This is a genomic window from Leptospira saintgironsiae, from assembly GCF_002811765.1.
In the GTDB taxonomy this organism is placed as follows: Bacteria; Spirochaetota; Leptospiria; order Leptospirales; family Leptospiraceae; genus Leptospira_B; species Leptospira_B saintgironsiae.
On the sequence record NZ_NPDR01000001.1, the window covers coordinates 560737 to 585082 of the forward strand.

Annotated in this window: 23 protein-coding genes, 1 tRNA gene and 1 riboswitch; of the genes, 11 read left to right on the forward strand and 13 right to left on the reverse strand. The window is 38.7% G+C overall.

What is annotated here, in order from left to right:
- Positions 1 to 18: 18 nt before the first annotated feature.
- The 3 genes from cobT to CH362_RS02580 all read right to left on the reverse strand — a co-directional run bounded on the left by cobT (position 19) and on the right by CH362_RS02580 (position 2524).
- A complete protein-coding gene (gene cobT, locus CH362_RS02570) occupies positions 19 to 1062 on the reverse strand; it encodes a nicotinate-nucleotide--dimethylbenzimidazole phosphoribosyltransferase (protein ID WP_100708771.1) in 1044 nt (347 codons plus the stop codon).
- A gap of 65 nt (positions 1063 to 1127) precedes the next feature.
- The gene (locus tag CH362_RS02575) at positions 1128 to 1967 is read right to left on the reverse strand and encodes an LIC_13355 family lipoprotein (RefSeq protein ID WP_100708772.1); all 840 of its coding nucleotides are present in this window, start codon (positions 1965 to 1967) and stop codon (positions 1128 to 1130) included.
- Positions 1968 to 2002: 35 nt separating this feature from the next.
- Entirely contained in the window at positions 2003 to 2524 is a 522-nt protein-coding gene (locus CH362_RS02580; RefSeq protein WP_125169705.1) for a hypothetical protein, read from the reverse strand.
- Between the two features lie 193 nt (positions 2525 to 2717).
- Positions 2718 to 2844, reverse strand: a riboswitch (adenosylcobalamin (AdoCbl) riboswitch).
- Positions 2845 to 3083: 239 nt separating this feature from the next.
- On the opposite strand from CH362_RS02580, the gene CH362_RS02585 reads away from it, so the two are divergent.
- Complete coding sequence (locus tag CH362_RS02585; RefSeq protein ID WP_100708774.1) at positions 3084 to 4424, forward strand: flavin monoamine oxidase family protein; 1341 nt, start codon at positions 3084 to 3086, stop codon at positions 4422 to 4424.
- A gap of 13 nt (positions 4425 to 4437) precedes the next feature.
- On the opposite strand, the gene CH362_RS02590 is transcribed toward CH362_RS02585, so the two are convergent.
- The 3 genes from CH362_RS02590 to CH362_RS02600 all read right to left on the reverse strand — a co-directional run bounded on the left by CH362_RS02590 (position 4438) and on the right by CH362_RS02600 (position 8938).
- Positions 4438 to 5229, reverse strand: a complete 792-nt coding sequence (locus CH362_RS02590) for an alpha/beta fold hydrolase (RefSeq protein ID WP_100708775.1) — start codon at positions 5227 to 5229, stop codon at positions 4438 to 4440.
- Between the two features lie 182 nt (positions 5230 to 5411).
- On the reverse strand, positions 5412 to 7556 hold the full coding sequence (locus CH362_RS02595) for a toprim domain-containing protein (RefSeq protein ID WP_100709248.1): 2145 nt from the start codon (positions 7554 to 7556) through the stop codon (positions 5412 to 5414).
- Entirely contained in the window at positions 7553 to 8938 is a 1386-nt protein-coding gene (locus CH362_RS02600; RefSeq protein WP_100708776.1) for a DNA gyrase subunit A, read from the reverse strand. The genes CH362_RS02595 and CH362_RS02600 overlap by 4 nt, the downstream gene beginning before the upstream one ends.
- 299 nt (positions 8939 to 9237) lie before the next feature.
- Between CH362_RS02600 and CH362_RS02605 the strand changes: the two genes are divergently transcribed.
- From CH362_RS02605 to CH362_RS02645, 9 genes are all read left to right on the forward strand, one after another.
- Complete coding sequence (locus tag CH362_RS02605) at positions 9238 to 10116, forward strand: LIC_13346 family putative lipoprotein (RefSeq protein WP_208859515.1); 879 nt, start codon at positions 9238 to 9240, stop codon at positions 10114 to 10116.
- The gene (gltX, locus tag CH362_RS02610) at positions 10103 to 11665 is read left to right on the forward strand and encodes a glutamate--tRNA ligase (protein WP_100708778.1); all 1563 of its coding nucleotides are present in this window, start codon (positions 10103 to 10105) and stop codon (positions 11663 to 11665) included. Before CH362_RS02605 ends, gltX begins: the two co-directional genes overlap by 14 nt.
- A gap of 78 nt (positions 11666 to 11743) precedes the next feature.
- Positions 11744 to 12331, forward strand: a complete 588-nt coding sequence (locus CH362_RS02615; protein ID WP_208859516.1) for an ATP-binding protein — start codon at positions 11744 to 11746, stop codon at positions 12329 to 12331.
- On the forward strand, positions 12328 to 13167 hold the full coding sequence (locus CH362_RS02620) for a DUF455 family protein (protein WP_100708780.1): 840 nt from the start codon (positions 12328 to 12330) through the stop codon (positions 13165 to 13167). The genes CH362_RS02615 and CH362_RS02620 overlap by 4 nt, the downstream gene beginning before the upstream one ends.
- 56 nt (positions 13168 to 13223) lie before the next feature.
- On the forward strand, positions 13224 to 14366 hold the full coding sequence (locus tag CH362_RS02625) for an LIC13341 family surface-exposed protein (RefSeq protein ID WP_100708781.1): 1143 nt from the start codon (positions 13224 to 13226) through the stop codon (positions 14364 to 14366).
- A gap of 15 nt (positions 14367 to 14381) precedes the next feature.
- Entirely contained in the window at positions 14382 to 15044 is a 663-nt protein-coding gene (locus tag CH362_RS02630; protein WP_100708782.1) for an FFLEELY motif protein, read from the forward strand.
- The gene (locus CH362_RS02635; protein WP_100708783.1) at positions 15041 to 15769 is read left to right on the forward strand and encodes a flagellar motor protein MotB; all 729 of its coding nucleotides are present in this window, start codon (positions 15041 to 15043) and stop codon (positions 15767 to 15769) included. Before CH362_RS02630 ends, CH362_RS02635 begins: the two co-directional genes overlap by 4 nt.
- Before the next feature lie 3 nt (positions 15770 to 15772).
- Positions 15773 to 16234 (forward strand): LA_2478/LA_2722/LA_4182 family protein, encoded by a 462-nt coding sequence (locus CH362_RS02640; RefSeq protein WP_100708784.1) that lies wholly within the window; start codon positions 15773 to 15775, stop codon positions 16232 to 16234.
- An 82-nt stretch (positions 16235 to 16316) separates the two neighbouring features.
- Positions 16317 to 17312, forward strand: coding sequence for a M14 family zinc carboxypeptidase (locus CH362_RS02645; protein ID WP_100708785.1), 996 nt, complete (start codon positions 16317 to 16319; stop codon positions 17310 to 17312).
- Between the two features lie 22 nt (positions 17313 to 17334).
- Here CH362_RS02645 and CH362_RS02650 read toward each other — a convergent pair whose 3' ends face one another.
- Together CH362_RS02650 and CH362_RS02655 are read right to left on the reverse strand one after the other, a co-directional pair.
- A complete protein-coding gene (locus CH362_RS02650) occupies positions 17335 to 18156 on the reverse strand; it encodes an RNA polymerase sigma factor (RefSeq protein ID WP_100708786.1) in 822 nt (273 codons plus the stop codon).
- A gap of 1 nt (position 18157) precedes the next feature.
- Positions 18158 to 18640 carry a nuclear transport factor 2 family protein gene (locus tag CH362_RS02655; protein ID WP_100708787.1) on the reverse strand — a complete coding sequence of 161 codons (483 nt, stop codon included), beginning with the start codon at positions 18638 to 18640 and terminating at the stop codon, positions 18158 to 18160.
- A gap of 344 nt (positions 18641 to 18984) precedes the next feature.
- On the opposite strand from CH362_RS02655, the gene CH362_RS02660 reads away from it, so the two are divergent.
- Positions 18985 to 20583 (forward strand): 7TM diverse intracellular signaling domain-containing protein, encoded by a 1599-nt coding sequence (locus CH362_RS02660; RefSeq protein ID WP_100708788.1) that lies wholly within the window; start codon positions 18985 to 18987, stop codon positions 20581 to 20583.
- On the opposite strand, the gene CH362_RS02665 is transcribed toward CH362_RS02660, so the two are convergent.
- The 5 genes from CH362_RS02665 to CH362_RS02685 all read right to left on the reverse strand — a co-directional run bounded on the left by CH362_RS02665 (position 20578) and on the right by CH362_RS02685 (position 24318).
- On the reverse strand, positions 20578 to 21759 hold the full coding sequence (locus tag CH362_RS02665; protein WP_100708789.1) for a pyridoxal phosphate-dependent aminotransferase: 1182 nt from the start codon (positions 21757 to 21759) through the stop codon (positions 20578 to 20580). The genes CH362_RS02660 and CH362_RS02665 overlap by 6 nt on opposite strands.
- A 9-nt stretch (positions 21760 to 21768) precedes the next feature.
- Positions 21769 to 21999: a DUF2905 domain-containing protein gene (locus CH362_RS02670; RefSeq protein ID WP_100708790.1), complete on the reverse strand. Its 231-nt coding sequence runs from the start codon at positions 21997 to 21999 to the stop codon at positions 21769 to 21771.
- A 24-nt stretch (positions 22000 to 22023) separates the two neighbouring features.
- Positions 22024 to 22113, reverse strand: a tRNA-Ser gene (locus CH362_RS02675).
- An 80-nt stretch (positions 22114 to 22193) separates the two neighbouring features.
- Complete coding sequence (locus CH362_RS02680; protein ID WP_100708791.1) at positions 22194 to 23747, reverse strand: FAD-dependent oxidoreductase; 1554 nt, start codon at positions 23745 to 23747, stop codon at positions 22194 to 22196.
- Positions 23737 to 24318, reverse strand: coding sequence for a hypothetical protein (locus tag CH362_RS02685; RefSeq protein WP_100708792.1), 582 nt, complete (start codon positions 24316 to 24318; stop codon positions 23737 to 23739). The genes CH362_RS02680 and CH362_RS02685 overlap by 11 nt, the downstream gene beginning before the upstream one ends.
- Between the last annotated feature and the right edge of the window lie 28 nt (positions 24319 to 24346).

A 24346-nucleotide genomic window follows, 5' to 3' on the forward strand; every position in this document is an offset into this window, starting at 1 on the left:
CGAGAATTTGATCTGAATTTAGTCTTTTTTTTCAGAAACACCTGCGGATTCGAAGCTTGCCATTTCTCTTAAGAATGCCAATGCGGATTCTAAGATAGGGTAGGCAAGTGCGCATCCAGTTCCTTCTCCCAAACGAAGTCCTAAGTCCAAGATTGGATCTGCATCAAAAAATTCCAGGATCAGTTTGTGGCCTTGTTCAGAAGATTTATGAGCGAAGACAGCGTTACGAACGATCTTAGGTTCAATTCTAGAAGCAGTTAAGAATGCAGAACTTGCGATAAAGCCATCCACAAGGATCAAACGATTTTCTTTATAAGAAGAAAGCATCGCTCCGCATATCATTGCGATCTCGAAACCTCCAAACTTGGCAAGAACTTCAATCGGGTCTTTTGGATTTACTGGGTGTTTTGCCCTACATTCTGCTAGGATCTTTTTTTTACGTTCTAAGGATTGATCATCCAGACCTGTTCCTCTTCCGGTAAGATCTTCTGCAGACCGATCTAAAAATACGGAGGCAAGTAGTGAAGCACTGGATGTGTTTCCGATCCCCATTTCTCCAAAGCCGATCACATTACAATCTTTTGGGACTTTGGTGGTTGCGATCTCTTCACCGATACGAATTGCTTCTTCACATTCTTCTCTTGTCATTGCTGGTTCGTTTAGAATGTTTCTGGTTCCAGCTGCTATCTTTGCAGGTATGAAATCAGGATGAGATTGTTCGAAGTTTCCTGAAACTCCAGAATCTACTACTAATAGTTTGATCCCATGTTGTTTGCAGAATACATTGATCGCTGCTCCTCCATTCAAAAAGTTTAATACCATTTGGTAAGTAACTTCTTTTGGAAAGGCGGACACTCCTGAGTCAGCAAGTCCATGATCTCCTGCAAATACTAATAAATGAGGATTTGATAAAACTGGATCTATTGTGTTTTGGATCGTACCGATACGATAAGCAAGGTCTTCTAATTTTCCCAAGGCGCCTAATGGTTTAGTCTTGGTATCTATTTTATTACGTAAATGTTTGTCTAAGTCCAATTGGTGTACTTCTTTTGGGCGGATCATATTGTTTTCACTTTTAAAAATTTCAAATTATCAAACTGAAATAAGATTTTTATTTCAGTTATAGGTTAGGGAGTTACGGATTTCGCGATGACCCCGTCGATATCAGGACCTCCATCGAAACTTCCTGCAGGACTTGGAAATGTAGATTGTCCTTTCGCATTTAATAGTTTAATAAACTTAAATCCGTTCGTTTGTAGATTAGAAAGAACTGTAGAGTCGCATCCATTTGCAAATCGAGCATCTAATGATAGATCATCCAAATCGAATGAATCTCCGCCTGCATTTGCAACAAATGGGTCGGGAAAAATTTCCGCAGGAGTAAGAGGATGAGTAAGCATATTCCAAAGAACAGGATTTGCTCCTCCAAATCGGATCCAATCTGTAGGATCTAAACTCGCAGGACTCGCTGCTCCAGTATATTGAGGATTGAACCCGCAATAATTTGTTCCATCTAAGCTCACTTCTACAATTACAGGTTCTATGAAATAATTGATAGAACCTTGCTGCTGGAAACCATTCTCGAAAACGATAAAGTCAACGCCAGTACCGTTAGTTACAGTTGCTCCATTCCAAGAAAGGATCAGGAAATTATTCGGATCTGCAGAACCCATAGTATAAACATCTATACCACCTGAGTTTTGCCCTCCTCCACAAACTCCGTTGATCGCTTTTTCGGGATCTTTGTATCGGATGCTCGGATTATTACCTGGCGCGCTAACTACAGTATTTGCTAAAAGATAATCAGGATCTATAGTTCCCGGAGGACAATTTTCAGAAGTCGAAATAGAATTTTGTCCGGTCAATAATAACCCTGTTAAGTCAGTGCTGGCTCCGGAGCCGTCACAACCTATGAGAAAGAAAACAATAGACATTCCCAAAAATGCAAATTTGCTTATTTGTTTCATATGTTGTGACTCTCCTTTAAAGTTTTAGCAACTGATTATGGAATCATGTAATTCCAACCAAATCCGCCGCATCCGGAGGATTTGAAGTTAGAAGGATCAGTAGTAGTAGAGTCGCTTTTTGCTTCTGCCAAAGTATTTTTTCCGAAGACTGCTTGGCAATATTCGAAACAACGACTCGCGCTAGAAGGGCAAGAATTACTGTGAATTGCGGTCCAATCAATTCTTCCGTATTTGTTTGGATTGAAAGAATCATCTGCAGATGCGCGGTAATATAGTTTTCTATTTGCGTTATCAACTTCTACTATAGTTAACTTTTGGCCGCCTTGTTCGATCCAAGATTGAGCAGTGATAGATGCATTACCGAAAACTCCTCCATCGGATCCTCCGGTATAAAAGCCAACTTGCCAAGAACCGCCAACTTCTATGTAATTAGCTTGTACTAATGCGGTGATGATCGCGCTATTATCCGAGTCTGACTTTTCTGTTTCGAAACAAGCGGTGTTGATTAATGATAAAGCGAATAGAAGGATTATCGCTTTTGTCCTGAATTTTCTCATTTTTCTCTCCTGATTTCTGCCGGATGTCGCAGAAAAAGAAAATATAAGCAAGATAACGTTAGTCGATCATTGACCTTTTAAAGATCCGAACGATTATGTATTTGCGTTGGTTTCTTTTTCCGTTCGAGAGCCCCGACATTTTAACTTTCGGGGCCCCATCGCAGAAAGCGCGGATGCGCTAAAGAGCGAGATTTACGATACCCCCCAACCTCGAGGTTAAAGTATCGCGGGGAAGATCTGGCTTATTCCGTTTAAAACGGACATCACAGTTGCGGGTCAGCGCGGGATTTTTACCCGACTTCCTCCCTGAAAGCGTAATTCCAGGTTTTGGTTTAGCACTTCCGCTGGCAAGGGAAAAAGTATAAGGATACGAAAGTCATCTATTCCTTGCAATATCTGAATAAATCGGCGATATTCAATGTGTAAGAACCATTAGAAAGGATTCGGTACATAATTTCATATCGATGAGACATTCTATTCTGCAAAAAATTCGGGAAAGATCTTTCATAGACCGAAAATAAAAGAGAGAGTTCTAATAAAACTTTCAAAGAGGAATCCGATGAAAATTACCCGATCCACTTTTCTGAAAGCCGGAATTTTAAGTACCGCAGCTTTGTTAGGAAGTCGTAAGGGAAATTTATTCGCTCAGAATACAAACTCTGGAAAAAAAGTAATCGTACTTGGCGGTGGACTTTCTGGACTTTATTCAGCATACATCTTAGGAAAAACAGGAAGTAAAGTAACTCTTATAGAAGCCACAGATAGAGTTGGAGGAAGAGTTAGATCTATACAAGATCCTTCTGGTCATGTTGTGGATTTAGGAGCGGAATGGGTTTCTTCTGAAGATAAAACGGTTCGCAGTTTAGTTAGGGAATTAGGATTAAAATTACAATCTTCTCCTTTGGTTCCTGATCTATTTTTGGGGACTTATAAGAAGGCTGGGACCTGGGAACTTTCTACTAAATCACAGGAGATATTAAGCAAATTAGTATCACAAAATTCTAAATTAGATACTGCGCAACAACAAGCATTAGATCGAATCAGCATTTATAATTATCTAGTCTACCAAGGAGTTAGTCCAGAAGATCTAACTTTACTTGGTCATAAACTTTCTCTTCATTATGGGGATAGTATCCGAGTTCTGTCCGCTGAAAAAGTTTTAAGTGATCTTGCACAATTTCCTCAAAGAAATAGCAAGATAGAAGGTGGGATGGAAAACATTGCCAAGACCTTGGTGATGAATATAGAAAACACAGAGTTCGTTTTTTCAGATCCAGTTCTTTCTGTAGACCAAGATTCCACTGGAGTTACTGTAACTACTGCTTCTGGAAGAAAATTTAACGGTTCTACTTGTATCTGTACTTTACCTGCAAACCAAATCTCTAATGTAAAATGGAATCCAGGCCTGGACAAAGAAAAACTTCTGGCAGCATTAAGAGTTCGTTATTCTCAAATTTATAAATTATTTTTGGTACTAAAAGAATCTCCTTGGGAATCTTCTCCTTTTGCAGTTCATTCTGATGCTGCTGCTCAATTCTTATATGATGCGGGCACCAAGTCTGATACTTCAGATAAGGTTTTAGGAGTGATTGCAAATGGGGACAGATTTTCTGTATTCGATTCTGCCAACCAAGACCAAAAGGTAGAATATATTCGTCTTACTCTGGAACGTCTTGGTTTGAAGAAGGATTTACAAATCCAAAGATTCTATTTTACGGAACCTAAAAAAGATTACGTTCCGAATGGGATTGCCGAGTTTCCTCCGGGAAGTTTTGGATCGGAGATCATTCTAAGAAAACCATTTGATCGTATCTTCTTTGCGGGAGAACATACTGGAGAAATTACTGGAACAGTAGAAGCCGCCTTGAGCTCTGCGATCAAAGCGGTGAATCTGGTTTAATAAGAGAGTCATCTTAAAAGTTTATAATCGAATCTAAACTGTTCGTTTTTGCTTCGATCCAACTAGTTGCATCCAGTAGAATTTTTTCGATCCCATCCTCTGTTATCGCCCAATGAGAAAGTTTCGGATATAATTTCATTATCGAATTAGTATATTTGGATGCGATCTTTCTGCCGATCCTGGGAGGAGTTACTCTATCTTTTCCGGTTGTCGCAACAAACACAGGACACTGGACTTTTTCGAAGTTTACTCGAGTGGGTTGAGAGTAGGTTAGGAAAGGCAGGAAAGTCTGGAATGCAATTTTGCCAGACTCAGGAACGTAAGTTGGGTAGAGTTCGTTTTGTTTAGATTCGCTTAGAGTATTATAAATTCCATATGCGAATTTGTTCTTACTTAAGAGATTCGTTCTCTTCCAAAAAAGAGGAGTTCTTAGAATGTCCCAAATTGTTTTTAGGCCCGTCCAGGAAAGCCCACTAATTTGTTTGGGTTGTACTGGAGTGATTAATATCAAAGCCTTTGCATTGACTCGGGTGGCCAGAAGTTGTGCGAGCAGCCCTCCTAACGAATGGCCTAATAATATAGGTTCTTTCCAACCTAATTGGTTCAATGTATTCTCTAAAAAATCTAAGTAATCCGAAATTCCTAATTTGGAAAGCTTTTGTAAATCTACCCCTGGCTCATGCATCGGTAGGTCAATGGATTTGCAAATATAACCTTCCTTCTCTAAAAATTCATGTACTTGCGATAAATGTATTCCTCTGCACCACATTCCGTGGATGAGAAGTATGTTTCCTTTCGTTTGCATTTTCTTTCTCCTAAGAAAGAAATATAGCTTGGAAGTGAAGTAGTGACGACCCGATTCTTGCGATGTGAATCTGTTTTTGTATTATGGGGAAAAGCCTGAGTTCTCTAAAATGAAAAACCCGAATATCATTCTATCTCTAAAATAATATCCGGGTCTTATGCAGAAAAGAAAACTGTTATGAATTAGTCTTCGATAACGCTCATTGCGTATTCAGAGATTGCATCCCTTCTTTGTTCTGCAAAATCTTTGTGGAACCAAAGGTTCTGTATCTTAGAAGCCTCTTTTTTGTTTCCGATGGTGATCTTGGTCATACACTCATCTACTGCAAACTTCATTGCTTCTTTTCCAGTCTCTCCGAGTCCTTTATTCCGTTTTTTGCGGACGATCTGGCCACCGGATTTTTCGACCCGTTTGACTAGAGCGTCATAATCTTTATCATCGATACAGAATATAGTCTCAGTCTTTTTGGAATCTACACCTTTAATATCCACCTCGTAAAGAGGAGCGCTGGATATATGAATGAGTCCTAATTCAAATAGTTCAGGCCAATACTCATAAAAGAAAGAGAGCATAAGAGATCGAATTGCGTATCCATCAAAGTCCGCATCTGTGATGATACTTACTTTTTCGTAATTCAGTTCTTCTATAGATTTTACTTTTTGGTCTAGAGGAAGTCCTAGGATCGCTACTATGTTCTTTAACTCTTCGTTTGCGATTGCTTTTGCAAGAGATACACCTTTACAGTTCATTGGCTTTCCTCTCAAAGGAAACAAACCATGAAGTCTAGGATTTCTCGCAGGACGAAGACCAGCGATTGCCGAATCTCCCTCTGCTACGAATAATACTCTTCCTGCATCCCCAGATTTGCCTGTAGGAGGCATTAGTTTAGGAATATTCATCTTACTTGCTTTTTTGAGTCCGCGTTGTGCATCTTCGAAAGCTTTCAGCTGAGTTCTTTTCTCCATCTGGAGCTTAACTTCTTCTAATAAGCCAGTTTTTTTAATGAACTTATCTAAATGTTTATCTACTGCATTACGAATATCTTCATTCAAGTCGTTGATTAGATAAGACTTATCCTGAGATTTAAAACGTGGATTCAATAACCTCATGTTCACGTACATGTGGAAGCAGTTCCTTACGTCGTTACGAGTACAGCTTGTTTTGAGTTTTTTCTCTAAAGAAACGATCTGGCTTTTTTTACGGACTTCATCGCAAAGTCTGTTTTCCAGATACTCAATTGCAGAACCACCTTGAGGAGCAAATATTGAGTTCACCCAAGTTAGGTTTTTATTCTGACCGATTACTAAGTATGCTTCCAGATGTAATTGGGATCCAGCAGCAGGTGCATTGTAATCCATTTTGTAGTAAGTAAGATCTGAATGTGAGAATATCTCATCCAAACCTTTTTTGAACTTATACTTTTCCTTCTTACCTTTATGAACAAATTGAACTTCCAATCCAGGATTGGTCATTGCGATGTCTTGTAGATACTGTTTCATCAGATCTACATTGAAGGAAGTATCTATATTATTAAAATATTTCGGATTTAGTTCGAATTCTACAGAGGTTCCATGATCTTCTTTGGAAGCTTTTTCGATCGCCTCGATCATATTTGTTTTTTTGCAGATCGGACCTAACTTTTCGATCTGATCTTTTGTGAGAAGAGGACAATCATCAAATTTTCCATGCTCGTCAAAGTATAAGAAAACTCTTTCAGTATCTTCTTTAGAAAGTTTATAACTACGGATCTGCTTCTTTGCGTCTTCGTGAATAGTGAATAGTTTTTTGAATGTACTTCCGTCGTTGGTTGTTTTTACTTTAAAGTAAGAAGAAACCATTCTTACCAAAGAAATACCCACACCATTCTGACCTGCAACATGGTCTTGTTTTACGTGGTCGTCAAAGTTCTCCCCATACATCAAATGCAGATATACACCTTCCGCATTCTTTGCAGGGATACCTCTTCCGTTATCAGCTACTGTTACAGTTTTTTTGTCGGAAGAAAGTTGGATGATCAATTTGGACATCTTATCCTTTTCAGGAATAGCTTTGTCCTTTTGGTTCTTGCGGTATTCATCTACCGCGTTCATACAAGCCTCGTCCAAACATTTTAATTTGGCAGGAACATCTTCCAATTCCTCGTGTACGATCTCGTATAAATTGCCGCTGTTCTTACGGAAAAAATGCTGCTCGAATGTGGAAGCAGAGTTTTGCCCCAACCACATTCCGGTCCTCATCCTTACGTGTTCTACGTTGGAGAGTTTTTTGAAGTTCCGTTCCCCTCCGGTCGCGGGCTTCTTTTCGGTTTTGGTTTTAGCAGTACTCATTCCTTGTCCCATTTATCCTTCAGCTCGGTTAATTCTCCGATCATGAATTCTGTTAATTTTTTATCTTCTTTCACAAGCCCCTGGTATCTGGACAGGGCGGTTTTTGCTTCTACGATTGCTTCTTCACATTTGCGAACTTCTTCCAAAGTCATTCTATAGATTGGAATAGAAGCTAACCATTCATAGTATACGAATTTCGATTTTTGGAGTTTATCCTCGAAATCCTTTTTGGATTTGATCCCGATTACTTTTTCGTTCCACTTTTCTTTGATGAAGCGGATCAATTCGGAGTTTCTTTCGATCTTCTCTTGTTCCAAACCCGCTAGACGTTTGAATCTACGGATCAAGTGGGTCTTTCTGAAATCGCAGAAACGTTTGATGATGTCTTCCGGTCCGAAGTTTTTCAGACGACCATCATAAGTGATCACGTTATTCGCAAGAGTTTGGGTATCTTCTTTGGAGATGACTGCAGCGATTTCTTTCGCGCTAGGTTTTTCTCCCTTCTTATAATTCAATTCTATACGGAATGTTTGGCTGGAATGATCCACATAGTCTTTGAGCCAAGAATCTTTTCTTTCTACAATGTCATCTAGAAGATTGATTACCTTCTCTCTGTTCCAGTTCATTGGAGCATCTGTAAGATAAAGAGAGTCGCCTTCCCAAGTAAAACCGAAGGTAGTGGTCATTGTGATATTGCCCGCTTCGGTTTTAGCCATTTTCACTTCTCCCTTGTAATCCTTGTACCAAGGTTTTAAAGGAAGAGGCTTTTTGGTTTTGAGATAATTCATCTGCGAGTTGATGATCGCAGAAAGTTTATGGCCTGGGATAAAACAACGGAAACCAGTTGCAATCCCCATAATATTGTTCAGAAGAACGATTGGAACTTTTCCTACGAAGTGGATTGGTTCGTCTTCTGTTTCATCGTAATTTTTAACGTAATCTATATCAGGTAAACTTTCGAAAAATCCCAGATCTTTAACGAAGTCAGAAAGTTTTACCTCAGTGTATCGAGGAGAAGCGATTGCTCCCGGATCCAATACGTCTCCGAAAGTACCTTCTCCCGCAACTAATGGATGATTGTTTGCGAATGTAAAGTCCTGAGCCATCTGCGAAAGAGCATCTTGGATGGATCTATCCCCGTGCGGGTGATATCCCATCGCGAGTCCCGCAACTTTTACAGTCTTAGTGAAACGGTTCCTTGCGTCCGAATTCCACATTGCCCAAAGAATTCTTCTCTGGACGGGCTTTAACCCATCGATTTCGTGAGGAATTGCCCGAGAATCGCAGACATATCGAGAGTATTTCCTCTGATCGTCGTTGACTTGGTCCTCAAATGGTATTTTTGGGAAGCTTTCTTTGCCTGGTTTATTGGAATCTTTCATGGGACTTTTATTGCCAAAGGATTTTAGGACGGTTTTACTGTCAACCTTTTAACGTACTACCTGAATTCGTACATACTTTTTAGGAAGAAATCGACTCAAGTTGCAGTAATTCTTACTTTCTCGTTGGGAAACACCGATAAGGAAAGAAAATTTCCCGGTTTTTCCTTGAAGATTCGAACGAAAACGGGAAGTTTTTCAAGAAATCCTCTTTTTCCGGCTGTATTTTTTTGGAACCGAAGTCTCGATCTTATCCCACAGAAATATTCTTTTCACTAGGTTTGACCTATTTGTTTTTTTTAATGTCTTGTTCTCTTTTGACGGAATGGACGGAAGAAAAACCTTTAGTTTCTGATCTTCCAAGTATTCGTATCTATACTAATATCAGTTCGATCCCTGCAAGTTCCGAATCTTTCCGGAACCAGCCTGGTCATCTAAGATATTTAGTACTGCAGACCCAATCTTCTAAGGAAAAAATTTGGACTGGAGAAGTGGATCTTTGGGAAACAAAAGAAGATTTTCATACTACTCTTCCTAAAGGGATCGTTTTTCCCAAATTAAGTTTTAAGGCATCCTTATTCTCTGGTGCGGCTAGATTAGAAGAAGGAGAATCTTCTAACCCTAAACATATTTCTTTTCATCCACAAGGAGTTCTTTCTTGGAATTGGGAAGGAGAAGGTTTCAAATCAGGGACACATATCCCTTCTCCAAAACAACTCAATGTTTCTGATTGGGGGATCCTATATAATTTTTCCCAATCAAATATTGTATGGGCCGCTAAAGAATACAGAAGTTTAGGTAAGAATGTAGAATTGCATTGGGAGAATGTCCGTAATAGCCGGACCAGTTTGAGTACCGATTATACAAGTCCTGGTGGCAGAAGTTTTCCATACGCGGATTACGATTATAAGAACCAAATATTCCAGTATGTAAATTTAGTAGAAGGTAGACTTCCTGTTTGGATATTCAGAGAAGAAGGTGAATTACGCTTAGCTTGGGGAATTCTTCCTGAAGATCTATTATCTTCTAAGAACGTATCCCAATGGAAACAGAAGAGAAAGGATGAGTTTGTATCCATGCATTTTTATGATGCAGCGAATAATATTCCGTTTACTGCCTCGGCCGATTTGAAGAACTATCCAATCATCCTCTTAAAAGATTACGACAATGCCAGAAAATAAGGAAGTTAGAACCAGGTTCGCACCATCACCTACCGGTTTCCTTCATGTGGGCGGAGCTAGAACCGCTTTATTCAATTACTTATACGCCAAATCCCAAGGCGGAAAATTTTTATTAAGGGTAGAAGATACGGATCAAGCCAGATCCACCGAAGAATCTTTTAAAACCATCCTTGAGTCCTTAAAATGGTTAGGGATAGAATGGGATGAAGGTCCTCATGTCGGGGGCCCTTACGGTCCTTATGTACAATCCGAAAGGATCTCTATCTATAAAGAATATACTGAAAAGTTGATCTCCGAAGGAAAAGCCTACCGCTGCTTCTGCACCCAAGAAGAATTAGAAGCAAAGAAAAAACAGGCAGAGGCAATGGGAGTTCCGTACGTTTACGACGGACTTCATGCGAACATGAGCGAATCAGAAGTTCAGGAAAAACTGAAAGCTGGAACTCCTTATTCTGTTCGTTTCAAAACTCCTTCTAAAACTCTGATCTTCGATGATATCATCCAAGGGAAAGTGAAGTTCGAAACAAAACTGATCGGCGACTTCATCATCGTAAAATCAGATGGTTTTCCTTCTTATAATTATGCTGTCGTTGTGGATGACGGGCTCATGAAAATTTCTCATGTGATCCGTGGAGTGGGGCACCTTTCTAATACACCTCGTCAGATCCTTATTTATGAGGCTCTGGGTTTTCCAGTTCCTGAGTTTGCTCATGCTTCCGAAATCGTAGGAATGGACGGTAAAAAATTGTCCAAACGTGCTGGAGCTACTTCTATATTAGCATTTCGTGATTTAGGATATTTGCCTGAAACATTCTTAAATTATATGGCACTACTGGGTTGGACTTCTCCAGATGGTCAGGAATATTTGCCAGGGGATATTCTCCCTAAAACATTCGATGTACATCGTTGTTCCAAATCACCTTCTACCTTTGATGTATTCAGAAAACCAAAAGGTGGAGATGAAGAAGTGGCAACTAACTTCTCAAGCTTAGATCAAATCGCAGAAGCGATGAATCCCAAGTCTAAATTGAATTGGCTTTCTAATAAATATATTAGAGAACTTCCTATCCAAAAGGTCGCGGACAGTTTGGCTCCATTTTTGGAAAACAGAACTGATATTCCGGCAGAGTATAGAGATCCGAAAAACAAAGAATTACATTCTTTAGTAGATAGTGTCAGAGTATATCTGGATAATTTGCGTCAGGCACCTGATTATATCGCAGAATTTTTCGTATCCGACCTGAAAGTAGAGGATGGAGAAGCGAAAGAAATTCTTTCCCAAGAATTTTCTCCAAAAGTGGTCGCTACATTTTACGAATTATTAAAAAAGTCGGATCCTAAAACCGATGAAGATTATAAGGCTTTAATGACCCAAGCGGGAGAACAGACCGGCCAAAAGGGAAAAACCCTATTTATGCCGATCCGAGTCTCTGCTACAGGAAAAGCTCACGGACTAGAGTTACCTATCCTATTTCCCCTCTTAGGGAAGGAAAAGCTACTCAAACGAATAGAGAAAATCTCGGTACAAGTAGGAATTTCTTTACCTTAGGATTTTTTCGGGGGATTTTTGTTGCAAAACCCCCCTTTCGGTCTGTATTAATATACAAGAGGACTTCTCAGATAAGAAATGAGGGATACGGCCGATTCACTTTTGGTTAGGCATCATTCGGGTTCGTACGTCATGTTCCTACCTCCTGACTTAGCTAGCATTCGGGAGTTCAGAAGAGCACTTCGTCAATCCCTAGAAGAGAATACTTTTATCTCTAAAGATATCCAGCAGATTGAGCTAGCCGCAGACGAGGCGCTCACCAATTCAATCTCCGCAAATTATAATTCCAGTTCAGAAGAAACGATCATCTGCAGATGGATCGTAGATAATTCTAAATTTACTTTATGGATCGTGGACTATGGTTCCGGTCTTAAAAAAGAAAAGATAGAAGAGCAAGTAGCAGAAGCTAAACCTTCTTCTCTCCAAGAGTTCTTAAAAAAAGTAAAAACCTACCAAGAAGGTAAATGTGAGGTGCTTCCGAATAGAGGAAAGCTTACCCAACATAGAAACTTAGGTAAAGGTTTGCTTATCATGCAATCTTTAATGGATTCTGTGAAGATCATGTATCACTGCAAAGAAGGAAGAATTTCATCTGACCCTACAGATTCCAGCATCCGTGGATCTATTATCGAATTAGCATTCGATTCTAAAAAACATTCGCTTTGACTTTAAACGAATACGCTCAATTTCTTTTAAGTTCCCCCAATTTAGAAGATAAATTATATTCTCCGGAAAAAATGCCGGAAGATATTCTTTGGCTGAATTTTGTCCCTAAAGACAAACCAGAAAGATCTTCTAAGATAATTTTCTCAGATAAAAAATCAAAAATGCCGCGGGTAGAACATTTAAATTCCGAGGAGAATAGAATACTTTCTCTCCATCATTTTGCAAATCATGAACTTATGGCCGTTGAGATATTTGCATGGGCCATATTAAAATTTCAGAATGCTCCTTCTTCTGTTCGCAAAAGTTTATACAAAACAATTTTGGAAGAGCAGAAACATCTTAGGCTTTATTTAGATTCTATCAGAGAATGGGGAATGGATCTGGGAGATCGTCCTCTCAATTATATCTTCTGGAAACAAACTCCTAATATGCAATCTCTCCAAAAGTTTTTTGCAGTTATGGCTTTAACTTTTGAAGGAGCCAATTTGGATTTTTCTATGATCTACCAAAAGGCATTCGAAAAATTTGGGGATCAGAAAAGAGCTGATATCATGCAGATTGTTCATGATGATGAGATCAGGCATGTTAAAAGGGGAGTTAAGGTAGTATTCTCGGATGGGATATCCCAAGACCAACAATGGGAAAAATATCTAGACCTTTTGACCCATCCATTCACTCCCAGAAGGGCAAAGGGATTTTTATACTTTCCGGAGCTTAGGACCAAGGCAGGGTTATCGCCTGAGTTTGCTGAGGCCTTGGGAGCTTATTCGGACGAATACGATGGTACTACAAATGCTAGGATCGTAAAAAATGTATTCGGTATGGAGGCAGGTTAGGGCCTAGGAAATCGATAGACATCTCATTTTCTTGGAAAGAAGCTGTAGTTCAGAATATGTTTCGTTTCATTTCTTTTTTCCGAGTATTGATCCTTTTTTCAGTATTCATTCTTCTCATCGCTTGTAATTCAAAAACACCATCCGATTCCAAGATCATTTCTTTAACCATTCCAGAGTCCGAAGAAAAAAGTCCGGATGTGGTCCTCAAAAAACTAGGAAACCTGGATGAGGATCCTGATCTAGAGGTTTTCTCCTTGGTCCGTAATGGAACCGAAGAGATTCTTGCAGTTTTCAAAAAACAAAACGGAGAATGGACACTCCAGTCCAAGATAGGTTTTAATCTTCTGAACATAGGACCTTTTATTCATGATCCTAAAGCTTCTTCTTGGAAAGCAGGAGAAGATGAGAATGCAAAAGAATCCGGCTACGTAGTTAAAAGAATTCTAATGGAAGAACTTCCCGGAGATTCTTTCAATTCTCTCTTTTTAGAAGTTTTAAGCGAAGAGCCTCCTTTGGGTCTTTTTTCAGTTCCTTATGTGATCCGTAAGGGAGAAAAAATTTTAGATGGGCTTGCTTCTTTAAAAGATCATCAGTTTTTAGCAAAATCAAAACGTATCGACTTCTCATATAATAAAGAAGAAAAGAATCTTACCATTTTTCCGAACAATCGTACTTACGCTCAGAATTTTAACTTCAATGGTTGGGAATTAGTACCTGATGTTCCGAGTGTTGCCGCTCCAGGTTTATTAAGTGTAGAAGCTCCTGCCGAATGGAAGAAAGATGTGGCATCTGAAGTTGTGATCTGGTTCAAAAACAGAGGATCTTATTCAGGAACTACTTATATCTCTCTTTCTTTTCCTCAAGGTGGAAAAGTGGAGATAGATTCTGGTAAAGAAGGATTAAGATATTATTCTCCTGGATCTTCGGTATATTCTTTCGAGAAAAAATATATTAATTCCAAAGTTCCTTTATTAGAAATTACGAAAGAAGGTTGGGCAAGAAATCATAAGTATGGAGTTCGTTTTAAATACACTCCTGATGCTGATGGTGTGCCTAATTTACTACTTCGTTCCAGTTCCAAGTCTTATAGGGATACGATCAATCTTCCGACTGATTATAGTTCCGTGAAAACAGAGATAGACCAACAAGGTTTTAAAAGTTATCCCCTTCCATTGGTATCCAGAGGAAAGTCCAAATAATAACCGGATAATATCGTGAGTAGTTTCGAAGAACATAAACTTAAACATGCCAAGATAGAGGTCGTTCGAGCTCAGGTGGAAAGATTCCGCAAATTTTATGCGGACTATTTCCATCTAGAAGAAACGATTTCTATGGTGGAATATTTTTTCGAAACAATTTACAACCTAGATGGCAAGGAAGCTTGGATGCATTTAGCTTTAGACACATACCAAAAAGTAAAAGGTATGATGAAAGAAACTACCAGAGCTAATCTAGAAACTCTAATTGAGTTAAACAATCTCACTGATCATTTAGATTCAGAAATGGCTCAGTTACTTATCCAAAAAGATTGGGATGGCAAAAAACTTTCTAGAGAAGAATACGACGATCTATACAAAGCTTACGGTCATAAAGAAGAAAGAGAGAAGCAGTTAGAGATTGTTCTTCATAACCTGAGAACATTTTACGAATTAGCACATAAGCCTATCTCCGCTTATCTGATCCGTCCTGCTAGATTTATGGCAGGTCTGTTAGGAGTTTCCCTTTTATTCGATTCAGTAGAGAAGGCATATAACGCGGTTTTACCAGTATCTCCTGAAATTTTTGTTTCTTTTATCGAGCAAGTGGAGAGAAGAGAGTCGGAATATCTAGAGTCTGCCTTCTTAAATGGAAAGCAACCTAAGGAGCCGTCTGCTTGAACGGAAGATCACGTTTTTCCAGATACAGGAAGCATGTCGAAGCCGGAGATGAGAACCGGGACAGATGGCTTTTGACGTATGCGGATATGATCACACTTCTTCTTGGACTTTTTATCATTTTATATTCTATTTCTCAAGTAGACCAAAACAAATTGAAACAAGTTGCCGACCTGGTCCGAGGTGGATTCGGTCTAGGAGAATCTTTTTTTGAAGGTTCTAATATCACATTAGAAGAGGATCCCTTATTACAACCAAGGACCCAAATGTATCGCTTCTGGGAAAGGATCTCTTATGCATTAAAAAAGTTGAAAGAGAAAACGAAATTATTCATAGGCATTAACGAAACAGAAGAGATTCGTATCCAAGTATTCGCACCGTCCTTGGGTGAAGGTGAATTTCATCCTGATGAGGACACTGATTTCACTTTCAAAAAAGTAGCTGAGGTTGCACAAGGAATGGATGTGGATATCACATTGAGAGTCCAAGTTCCTTATGCAGAACAAGCAGGCCAAGGATTCAGAAATATCTGGGAATATAATGCTCATCGTGCTGGTTTGATCGCAGAAACATTGGCAGAAAAATATGGGATCTCTAGAGAAAGACTTTCAGTCCAAGCATATCATGGCTTTAGAAAATTAGGACCGGAAGAAGGTCCCAGCCCGGAAGTTAAGGCTTCTCAAGAAAGAATAGAAATCATCATTCGTAAACGGGGTAAGGAAGAATAAGGAATGATCTCTAAAATAAATAAAGTTGTAATTCCTTTCGGATTGCTCCTCGTATTGACGGGAGCATTCTTCTCAGTTGGTTGTTCCAAGAAGAAAAAGGTTCCGGCTGCTGTGGAATCTGTTTGGAAAACAGATCAGGAAGGAGTGGAGAATTCCAGCGGGTTTGCATGGGTTTCCAAGTATTGCGAGAAGGTTAGACAATGTGCGGATGGCGACATGAAAACCTTAAACTCTGACTCTGAAGCAATTTTAGAAAAAAGATTAAGAAAGGATTTTTGTTTAGAAAAATTTAAAGAATCCAAAGTGTATACATTAGCAGCACAAGAACCTAAATTGGTTTTGAATAAGACTATTTCTTGTTTGAAAGCAGCAACGGAAGCAGATTGCCATTTAATCAAAAAAGGAGTATCTGAACTTTCGGAAGATTGTAAATGGTTACAAACTCTTCAAAACTCTAAAGAGTAAAAATATAAAGGTCTAAAAAGACCCGGGTTATAAAACCCATCCGTGGACAAAAGATACGATCTGAATTTTTCGGAGGCGAACCTTGCTCAGAGGTATCAAAAGACTGAATCGATACGAGAAAAGATTACTCAGGATCGCAAAACTGGGTGGCAAACTCGTAAAAATCAACCAAGCAGGTTTTTCCAGAAGGACTGACGAAGGTTTTCGATTTCCGATCTATAGTTTGGAGATAGGAACTAAAGAAGGTTTAGAAAAACATCCTGTAGGGATCACGGCAGGTGTACATGGATTGGAAACCATTGGCATCCAGATCCTGATCGATTTTTTAGAATATATCATTAGTCCTAAATCCACAGGTTATCTTCCTGAATTAAAAAAAGGTAAATTAGGATTAGTTATTATTCCAATCGTAAATCCAGGTGGGGTGGCTGCAAAAACCAGATCGAATCCTGGTGGAGTAGACCTGATGAGAAACTCAGGCATAGACGCAGAGAAGCCTCTTCCATTTTTTGGAGGCCAAAAGTTTTCCAATAAACTTCCTTATTTTAGAGGACATGGATTGGAGCCTGAGTCTAGAACACTTTCACGAACTGTTTTCGAAAGATTTTTTCATGTACAAGATTCTATTCTGCCAGTTTTAGACCTACATTCCGGATTTGGAACTGTGGATAATGTGTGGTGGCCATATGCTTATACACATAGGCCTTGTACAGATACTGCTTTGTACGAAAAGATAGCTTCTCACTTTAAAGATCATTGTGGTCATATCAATTTTGCTTATGGTCCTCAGAGCGCGAGTTATACAACTCATGGAGATCTTTGGGATAAATTTTACGATCATTACCAAGAATTGTATTCCGAACAAGAGAGTTGGAGTTCCAGATTTCTTCCTTTAACATTGGAAGTGGGAACTTGGTCTGATATTAAAGAAGAGCCTATGAAGTTATTTTCTAAAAAAGGAATATTTAGACCTGCTGAACATAATAAAAGCGAAGTTCTTACTAGATACAGAGGTTTCCTTAGAGACTTTGTACGCCTAGGTTTAACTAAGCCGAAAGATTGGATAGAAGCTCAGTAATTTCTGAGAGTTCAGAAGATAATTAAGAAGAAGGTCCCAGTTTTTCTAGAATTTCCTTGGGAGTTTCGTAAATTCCTTGGCTTTTATAGATCCAAGCAAGTCGATCCAGTTCTTTTAAATGTCCCAATACTTTAGAATCTTCTAAACTAGGATTTTTCCTTTTTAGTTTTTTCAGTTCTGTAAAGAAGGAAACATTATCTCGGTTTCTATTTAAAAGATGTCCTGATAATCCTATGCAAGGACATGCTTTATTATTATCTATCCACATCCCACATTCTTTGGATAAAAATTCGGATAGTTTCTTTTTGGAACGAGAAAGTTTTTGACGGAAGTTGTCGGAACTGATACTTAAAATTTCGGCTCCTTCTTCGCTACTCATACCATAAACTGAAGATAGAACGAATACTATCCTATCTGCAGAATTTAATTTTAATAAAACTGCATGTACGCATCCGAATCGGATCTCTTCTTCTAAAATTTTGTCTTCTACTTGGTCTTCTAAAGAGATAGAGTTTGGTTTAGATAGATATTCTTGTCGTATTCTACTTAAATGTACAATATTCTTAGGTCTTTTAATTGTGAGAAGATGGTTACTCGCGATAGAATATACCCAAGTAGTAAACTTACTCTCGAATCTAAACCCAGAAAGTTTATTAGAAATTTTGAGTAAGATCTCTTGGGTAGCATCTTCTGCTTCTTGAGGATCCCATAACATTCTTAACGAAAGATTAAAGATATAATCTTGGATCTTTTCTAAAAGAATTTCCATCGCTCTAGGTCTTCCCTCTAGAGCGATTCGGATTGTATCCGTAAACTCGTCTTGTATCGTTACGGATTTTTCCATTCTAAGCTGTTATCCCTTTTTTCCTAAGATAATGTTCTAAATTTCTGGCAGCTTCTGATCTTACCTTTCCTTGGACTAAAGGTGACCATCCCAAAAGAACTCCAGGAGTGCCTAATGCCATTCTGGTCCATTTCCAGAGAGGAAATCTATCCTTTTGTTTGACTACTTTTCCATTTTTAAATTGGAATTCGGATCTGATATGGTTCTGGACTTGCCTTCCTGTTTTTGAGAACAGATAAGTCGCCACCCAGTATGCTGTTCCTGAATCTGCGCTGGCGTTTGCCTCTACCAATTCTATCGTTGCATTTGGGTCCATTCTTTCTAAAAGCATAGACCACATACCAGATACTGCTCCGCCCTTTAATTTAGGAAATACTGGATCTGAAAATTCAACGTCTTGTGAATAGAAGTCTGCAATACTTGCAGAGTTTCTTGAATGAAAACTTTTATAAAAGTCTCTAATTTTGGCTTCGTTTGGATGCATGTGAATATCCTTTTTTGATTTCGCATGATAGGATCGAATTTGCGGATTTAGTGTGACTGGATTTCTGAAGAATTTTTAGAAAAAGATAAAAAAAGGCCCGCTAAAAAGCGGGCCTGAAAATCATTCGGACAAGCGGATTAAACTCGTCCGAGGCAAGGCGAATAGAAAACGCCGTCAAGGCGTTGGTGTAAACTCCAGTTAACGTTTATGAGTTAAGTAACAACTCATACTGGAGAGTAACATTTCGATAATATACTATATAGAATCGAAAATCGTTCGGAATTATATACATGAACGTTTTTTGTTTGCACCTAATTGAATTACGAAAAAATGTTTTTTAACGCATGATCCGAATTTCGATTTTTCTTCTCGTTCTAATTTCGAGTTTCGGTTCCATCTTCGCAAAAGAACTTCCGTTCAGTCTAAAAACAAACGAACATAATAAAAACATTACACCCGAACTTTATCTTTGGGAAAAAACCGATACAGAAAATATTCCTCCTCCATCGAATCAAAATGTTGGTTGGAAAAAAATTAGATCAAACGCCTTAAATTTCAATTTTTCCAAAAGATCGTATTGGTTAAAATTCCGAATTCGATTTCGCGAAGAAATTCGTGAAAATCTTTACTTCGTAATTCGTTGGAAGGCTCATGATTTAGCAGAATTATATACCCCAAATGGGGTAACTCCCTTACAAAGAGTTGGAGATACATTATCAAAAAGTAATTGGCCTGTTAAGAATGTTCTCTATCCAACCTTACTCTTGCAAGGAGAACCTGGAGAAGAAAAAGAATTTATCGTTCGGATCAAATCAGAATCCATTATGTCATTTCCAATTGATATTATGGATGAGGCTGGCGTTCGAGCCAATCTCGCTCTTGAAACTGGAGCGTTTTCACTTTCGGCCTGCTTGTATGGGATGCTTATCCTAGTTGCTTTATTCTATTATAGAGCAACGGAATATAAAGAATTTCTACTATATACCTGCTATGCTTTCTGTATGGGAGCTTCTTACGATGTAAATTATGGAAATGCGATAGAGCTTTTTTGGGAAGATTCCCCTCTTTGGACAGAAAAGGTGAATTATTTTTTCTTTAATTTGGGAGGCATTTTTGGATTCCAATTCATTCGAAAGTTTTTGGAAACAGAAACCTTTCTGCCTTGGGTAGATAGGACCTTATTCTTTTTTTCTGTTATTCTGGGTCTGACCCTTCCGCTCATTTTTACGATGGAAACGATTGCATATCTGACTCTGATCAACGAGATCATATATTCTATTTCTATTCCTATGATATTGATTGCTGGAATCTATCTTCGCGGCCGGGGAAATCGTAAATTAAATCTGTTTTTGGTCTCCTGGGGATTGTATCTTACTTTCGGATATATTAGTATTTTTTACTATATTGGGATTTTGGAATACGGGTTTTTTACTGTGTATTCAGTACCTCTTTTCTTTCCGGCGGATCTTCTCATTCTTCTTTATAATATTATCCAAAAGTATTCTCAAAACTTGGAAGAGAAGAATAGCCTTCTCGAGACATTGAGGGGTTTTATAAATAAGCCTAGATATGCTCGTTCTAAGATTTCAGGTTTGGATGTGGACGAATCATTGAATGCTCTGGAACATCTGATGAGCACTGAGAAATTATTCGCAGAGGAAGAAGTTACAATCCAGATGCTTGCTTCTAAGATCGGACTAAGCACTCACCAATTGTCTGAACTTTTGAATTCTAGACTTGGGATGGGATTTGCCGCTTATTTGAATTCTAAAAGAATAGAAGAAGCAAAACTTCTTTTGAAAAATGATACCGAGGACAATATTCTAAACATTGCATTTGCAGTGGGTTTTGGTTCTAAAACTTCTTTTAATGTGGAGTTTAAGAAGGCGACAGGCCTTACTCCTAAACAGTACAAAAGTTTCGTGCAAAAAGTGATTCTATAAGAACGCTGAGATTTTTTCGAGTCCAGACTGAAACAATTCAGTTTCAGAAATTAAACTGATAACTATACTTCCTGAATCTTCTTCGAATCCGAACATGGAACCTGGGTGAACCAGCACTTTCTCTTTTTCTAATAATCTAAAAGAGAATTCTTCATCGTTTAAGAAGGATGGAGATTGTAATACTGCATACCAGCCTCCTTTAGGAGATATGTAAGCAATATTTGGATGAGAAGAATGAAAACTTTCTAGAACCTGAAGATTTCTACCTATTCTTCTTAACACTTGGCTTTGGATCATATTTCTCCACTGAAATAATTCAGGAAGAGCGAGTTGGATAGGGGTTCCAACAGAAAGATAAGTATCTGAAATGATCTCTAATCTTTCCTTACATTCTTTTTTCCAGTTAGTGGGACCTCCAACATGGATCCAGGAAAGTTTCATTTGGGGAAGTGCAAGTATCTTAGAAACTCCATTTACTACGAACACCGGAAAATCAGTATGAAAAAAATCGATTTGATGAGGATTTTCTTTGTGAAGATAATCTGAGAATACCTCATCTAAAACCAATGTTATCTTTTTGGTTTTTGAAATGACTTTTAATTTTTCGAATTCTTCCGAGGTAAGCAGACTTCCTGTAGGGTTATTAGGCGAAACTAAGAACAGAATTTTAGTTTTATTAGTGATCTTAGAATTTAAATCTTCGAAATCTATTTTCCAACCTTCGCTTTGGTCTAGCTTATAAGAATTAAATTCTGCTCCATCAAGTAAGGATAAAAATTCAAAGAGTGGATATCCAGGAGAAGGGATGAGAACTTCTTCTCCCGGATTACATAATAATTTTATTAAATAAGAATACGCTTCGGAGGAAGAAGATGTTAAGAATAAATCTTCCTCTGAGATAGTATGACCTTTTTCTTTATAATAACTTGCGATCGATTTTCTAGCGTTGAGAGTTCCTTTCGGATCGGGATCATACTCTAGACTTTCCGGCTTTTCTAGTGAATGTAATATTGCTTCTCTTGGATAAACAAGCCCAACTTTTGTAGGATTGGAAATAGTAAGGTCGATCCAGTCTTGTCCGGCTTTTTTAAAAGATTCTAAGAGAGAATATAGATCATTCTCCCCAGGAATGAATTCAAATCGGTCGCTAAAGCGAGGAGCGTTTTCCAAATCCATACGTTTTTCTTAATGTATAAATCTGTTCCAAAGATACAGAAGAAGTGAAAGTCCGACGCTGATCAGAATAGAAGTTGCGAAAGGAAAATAGAATCTGAAATTTTCTCTTTCGATCTTGAAGTCTCCAGGTAGATTACCAAGAGAAGAGATAAATGGAAGTTTGGAGCCGAAAATGATAATGGCCCCAATAATCAGGAAGAATGCCCCGATCCAAAGAAATGTTTTACCTAGCGGTTCCATATTAGATCCACTGGAAACAAGAACTGGCGGAGAGGGGGGGATTCGAACCCCCGGTAGGTGTTACCCTACGCTTGCTTTCCAAGCAAGTACCATAAACCGCTCGGACACCTCTCCGGTTCTTGGTTGCGATTACGATGTTTTTCCAAGGAGCGGTCCGGTCAAGGAGATTCGACCCAAAAGTTCCGAGCATAGGCTCAGGACTTCTTCTCTGAAATAAATTGGGCAGCTCTTTTCGAGAATGCCATAATCGTATAGCTTGGGTCCACAGAAACCGCAGTAGGAAACACACTTGAATCGCTTACATATAAATTCGAAATTCCATGTACCTTATGTTTCCAATCCACAACTGAAGTTTTAGGATCTAATCCCATTCTACATCCTCCGGCAGGATGAGGAGCAGCCATCGCCATAGAAGCAGGAGTTAATGGAAGTGACTCCACAACATTTACTTCCTCTGGTTTAGTTAATACAGTTCTTTTTAGATCCGGAAGTATTACTTTGTAAGCGCCCGCTTTAAAGTTTAGAATGACTTGTTTGCGAATACAATCTTTAAGTATCTCTTTAGTAAGTGGTCCGAAACTGTATTGGACTTCTCTTTTACCACCTGACTTAATTTCTATTCTCCCTAACTCAGTATCCGGATCGTCTATCCAACCTATGGTTCCTCCTAGTCTAGGAAGTTCTTTCATGATCTCGAAATGTTCTTCTCCGAATCCTGGGACAAGTGCACCTATCGCTCCTGGTTGCAATTGATTGGCCATAATTAGATAGCCGCCTTCTCTATATGTTCCTCCTGCATAACGTGCGAGTCTAAATTCTTCTACCCCGTATGCAGATGGAATATTTCTCCATTGTATAATTGATTCTTTATAGAGAGCATGAACAAATGGAGAAGGATTGATTGCTAAAAATTCTCCTAATGCTGGTAACTTTTTCTTGAGTCCGTTTTTAAGAAGAAATGTAGAACTTCCAAATCCTCCGGCAGCAACGACAACTGTGTCCGCTTTAAAACGTAATTTCACTTCGGATTCTTTTTGAGAAGGTCTGTCGATTACAACTGCTTCTAGTCCGACAACCTTATCTCCTTCATATTCCAATTCTAATGCTTTAGTATCCGCGTAAAGATCTGCACCTAAAGCTATTGCCATCGGAATATGAGTGATTAGTTGGCTTTGTTTTGCTCCGAACATACAACCTTGCATACAATGCCCGGATTTTTGGCAGTTCTTACGAGCTTGTGGAACTGGATTTCCTTCCCAACCTAATTCTTTGGAAGCTTTACGAACCAATTGGTTCATTCTATTATAATTTTCTTCCTTGGCGGGATGGACATTTAGTGTGTCGTCTAACTCTTTCCAAAAAGGTTCTAGATCTTCTGCGCTATGACCTAGTATTCCAAATTTATCTTTCCAAAGTTCTAATCTGTCATTAGGAGTTCTATAACTATCAGCCCAATAATGGACTGATGCACCGCCTACATTTTTCCCATACACTATATTTACTGTTCCATCTGCAGTGGTGGCCATATTTCTTTCTGCAGAAACTTTGCCAGCCATATTCAATTCATGATTATCAAAGGATCCTGTATGGTAGTAACCTCCTTCTTCTATTAAGGTTACCTTCTTTCCCGCCTTAGCTAGTTCGTAAGCAACAGTTGCACCTCCACAACCTGTCCCGATCACTAAAACTTCAGTGCGGATCTCTTTGGATTCGCCTAAATTTTTCCATTCATAAATTTTACCCGACATCGGAACCTCCTACTAGTTTGCGATAATAGATCCTGGATTCGCTTAATTTTTCAGGAGGATTTAAAAAAGGTCCGTCATACGAAATTGTTTTAAAAGTGGACTCGTGTCCGTAATACATTAGAAAAATAGGCATTCTTAAATTTGCCCAAACTGCTCTTACAGTGTCTGAGTCAGAATGATTCAATTCTGATAAAAACTTTCTTCTGGATTCTAAAGAAAGTTTAGAGAATCTAGAAAACTTCCAATGAAAGAATGGAAGATACTCTAAAACCATTATTAAAGTTTTAAAATCATCGGATAAGAAAGGGTCTACGAAATAAAATTCTTCATCTAATCTTTCTAATACCTTTGCTTCCTTATATGTTGGAGCGTTAGCAGCTTCAGGTAAGATAGCTTCTGATAATGCAGCTAGGGTTTCTAATTCTGATTCGGAGAAGAATAGTGCTTTAGGCAGTTGCCTGGAAGATCTGTTTAAGATACAAATCGATCCCCCAAGTACTAGGGCTCCTGAACCTGCGAGTCCCAGTCTCAGGAATGTTCTGCGAGATAAACGCGGGGCTGAATTTGCCATTGCAGTGTTTTCCTTCGATTCTTGGACT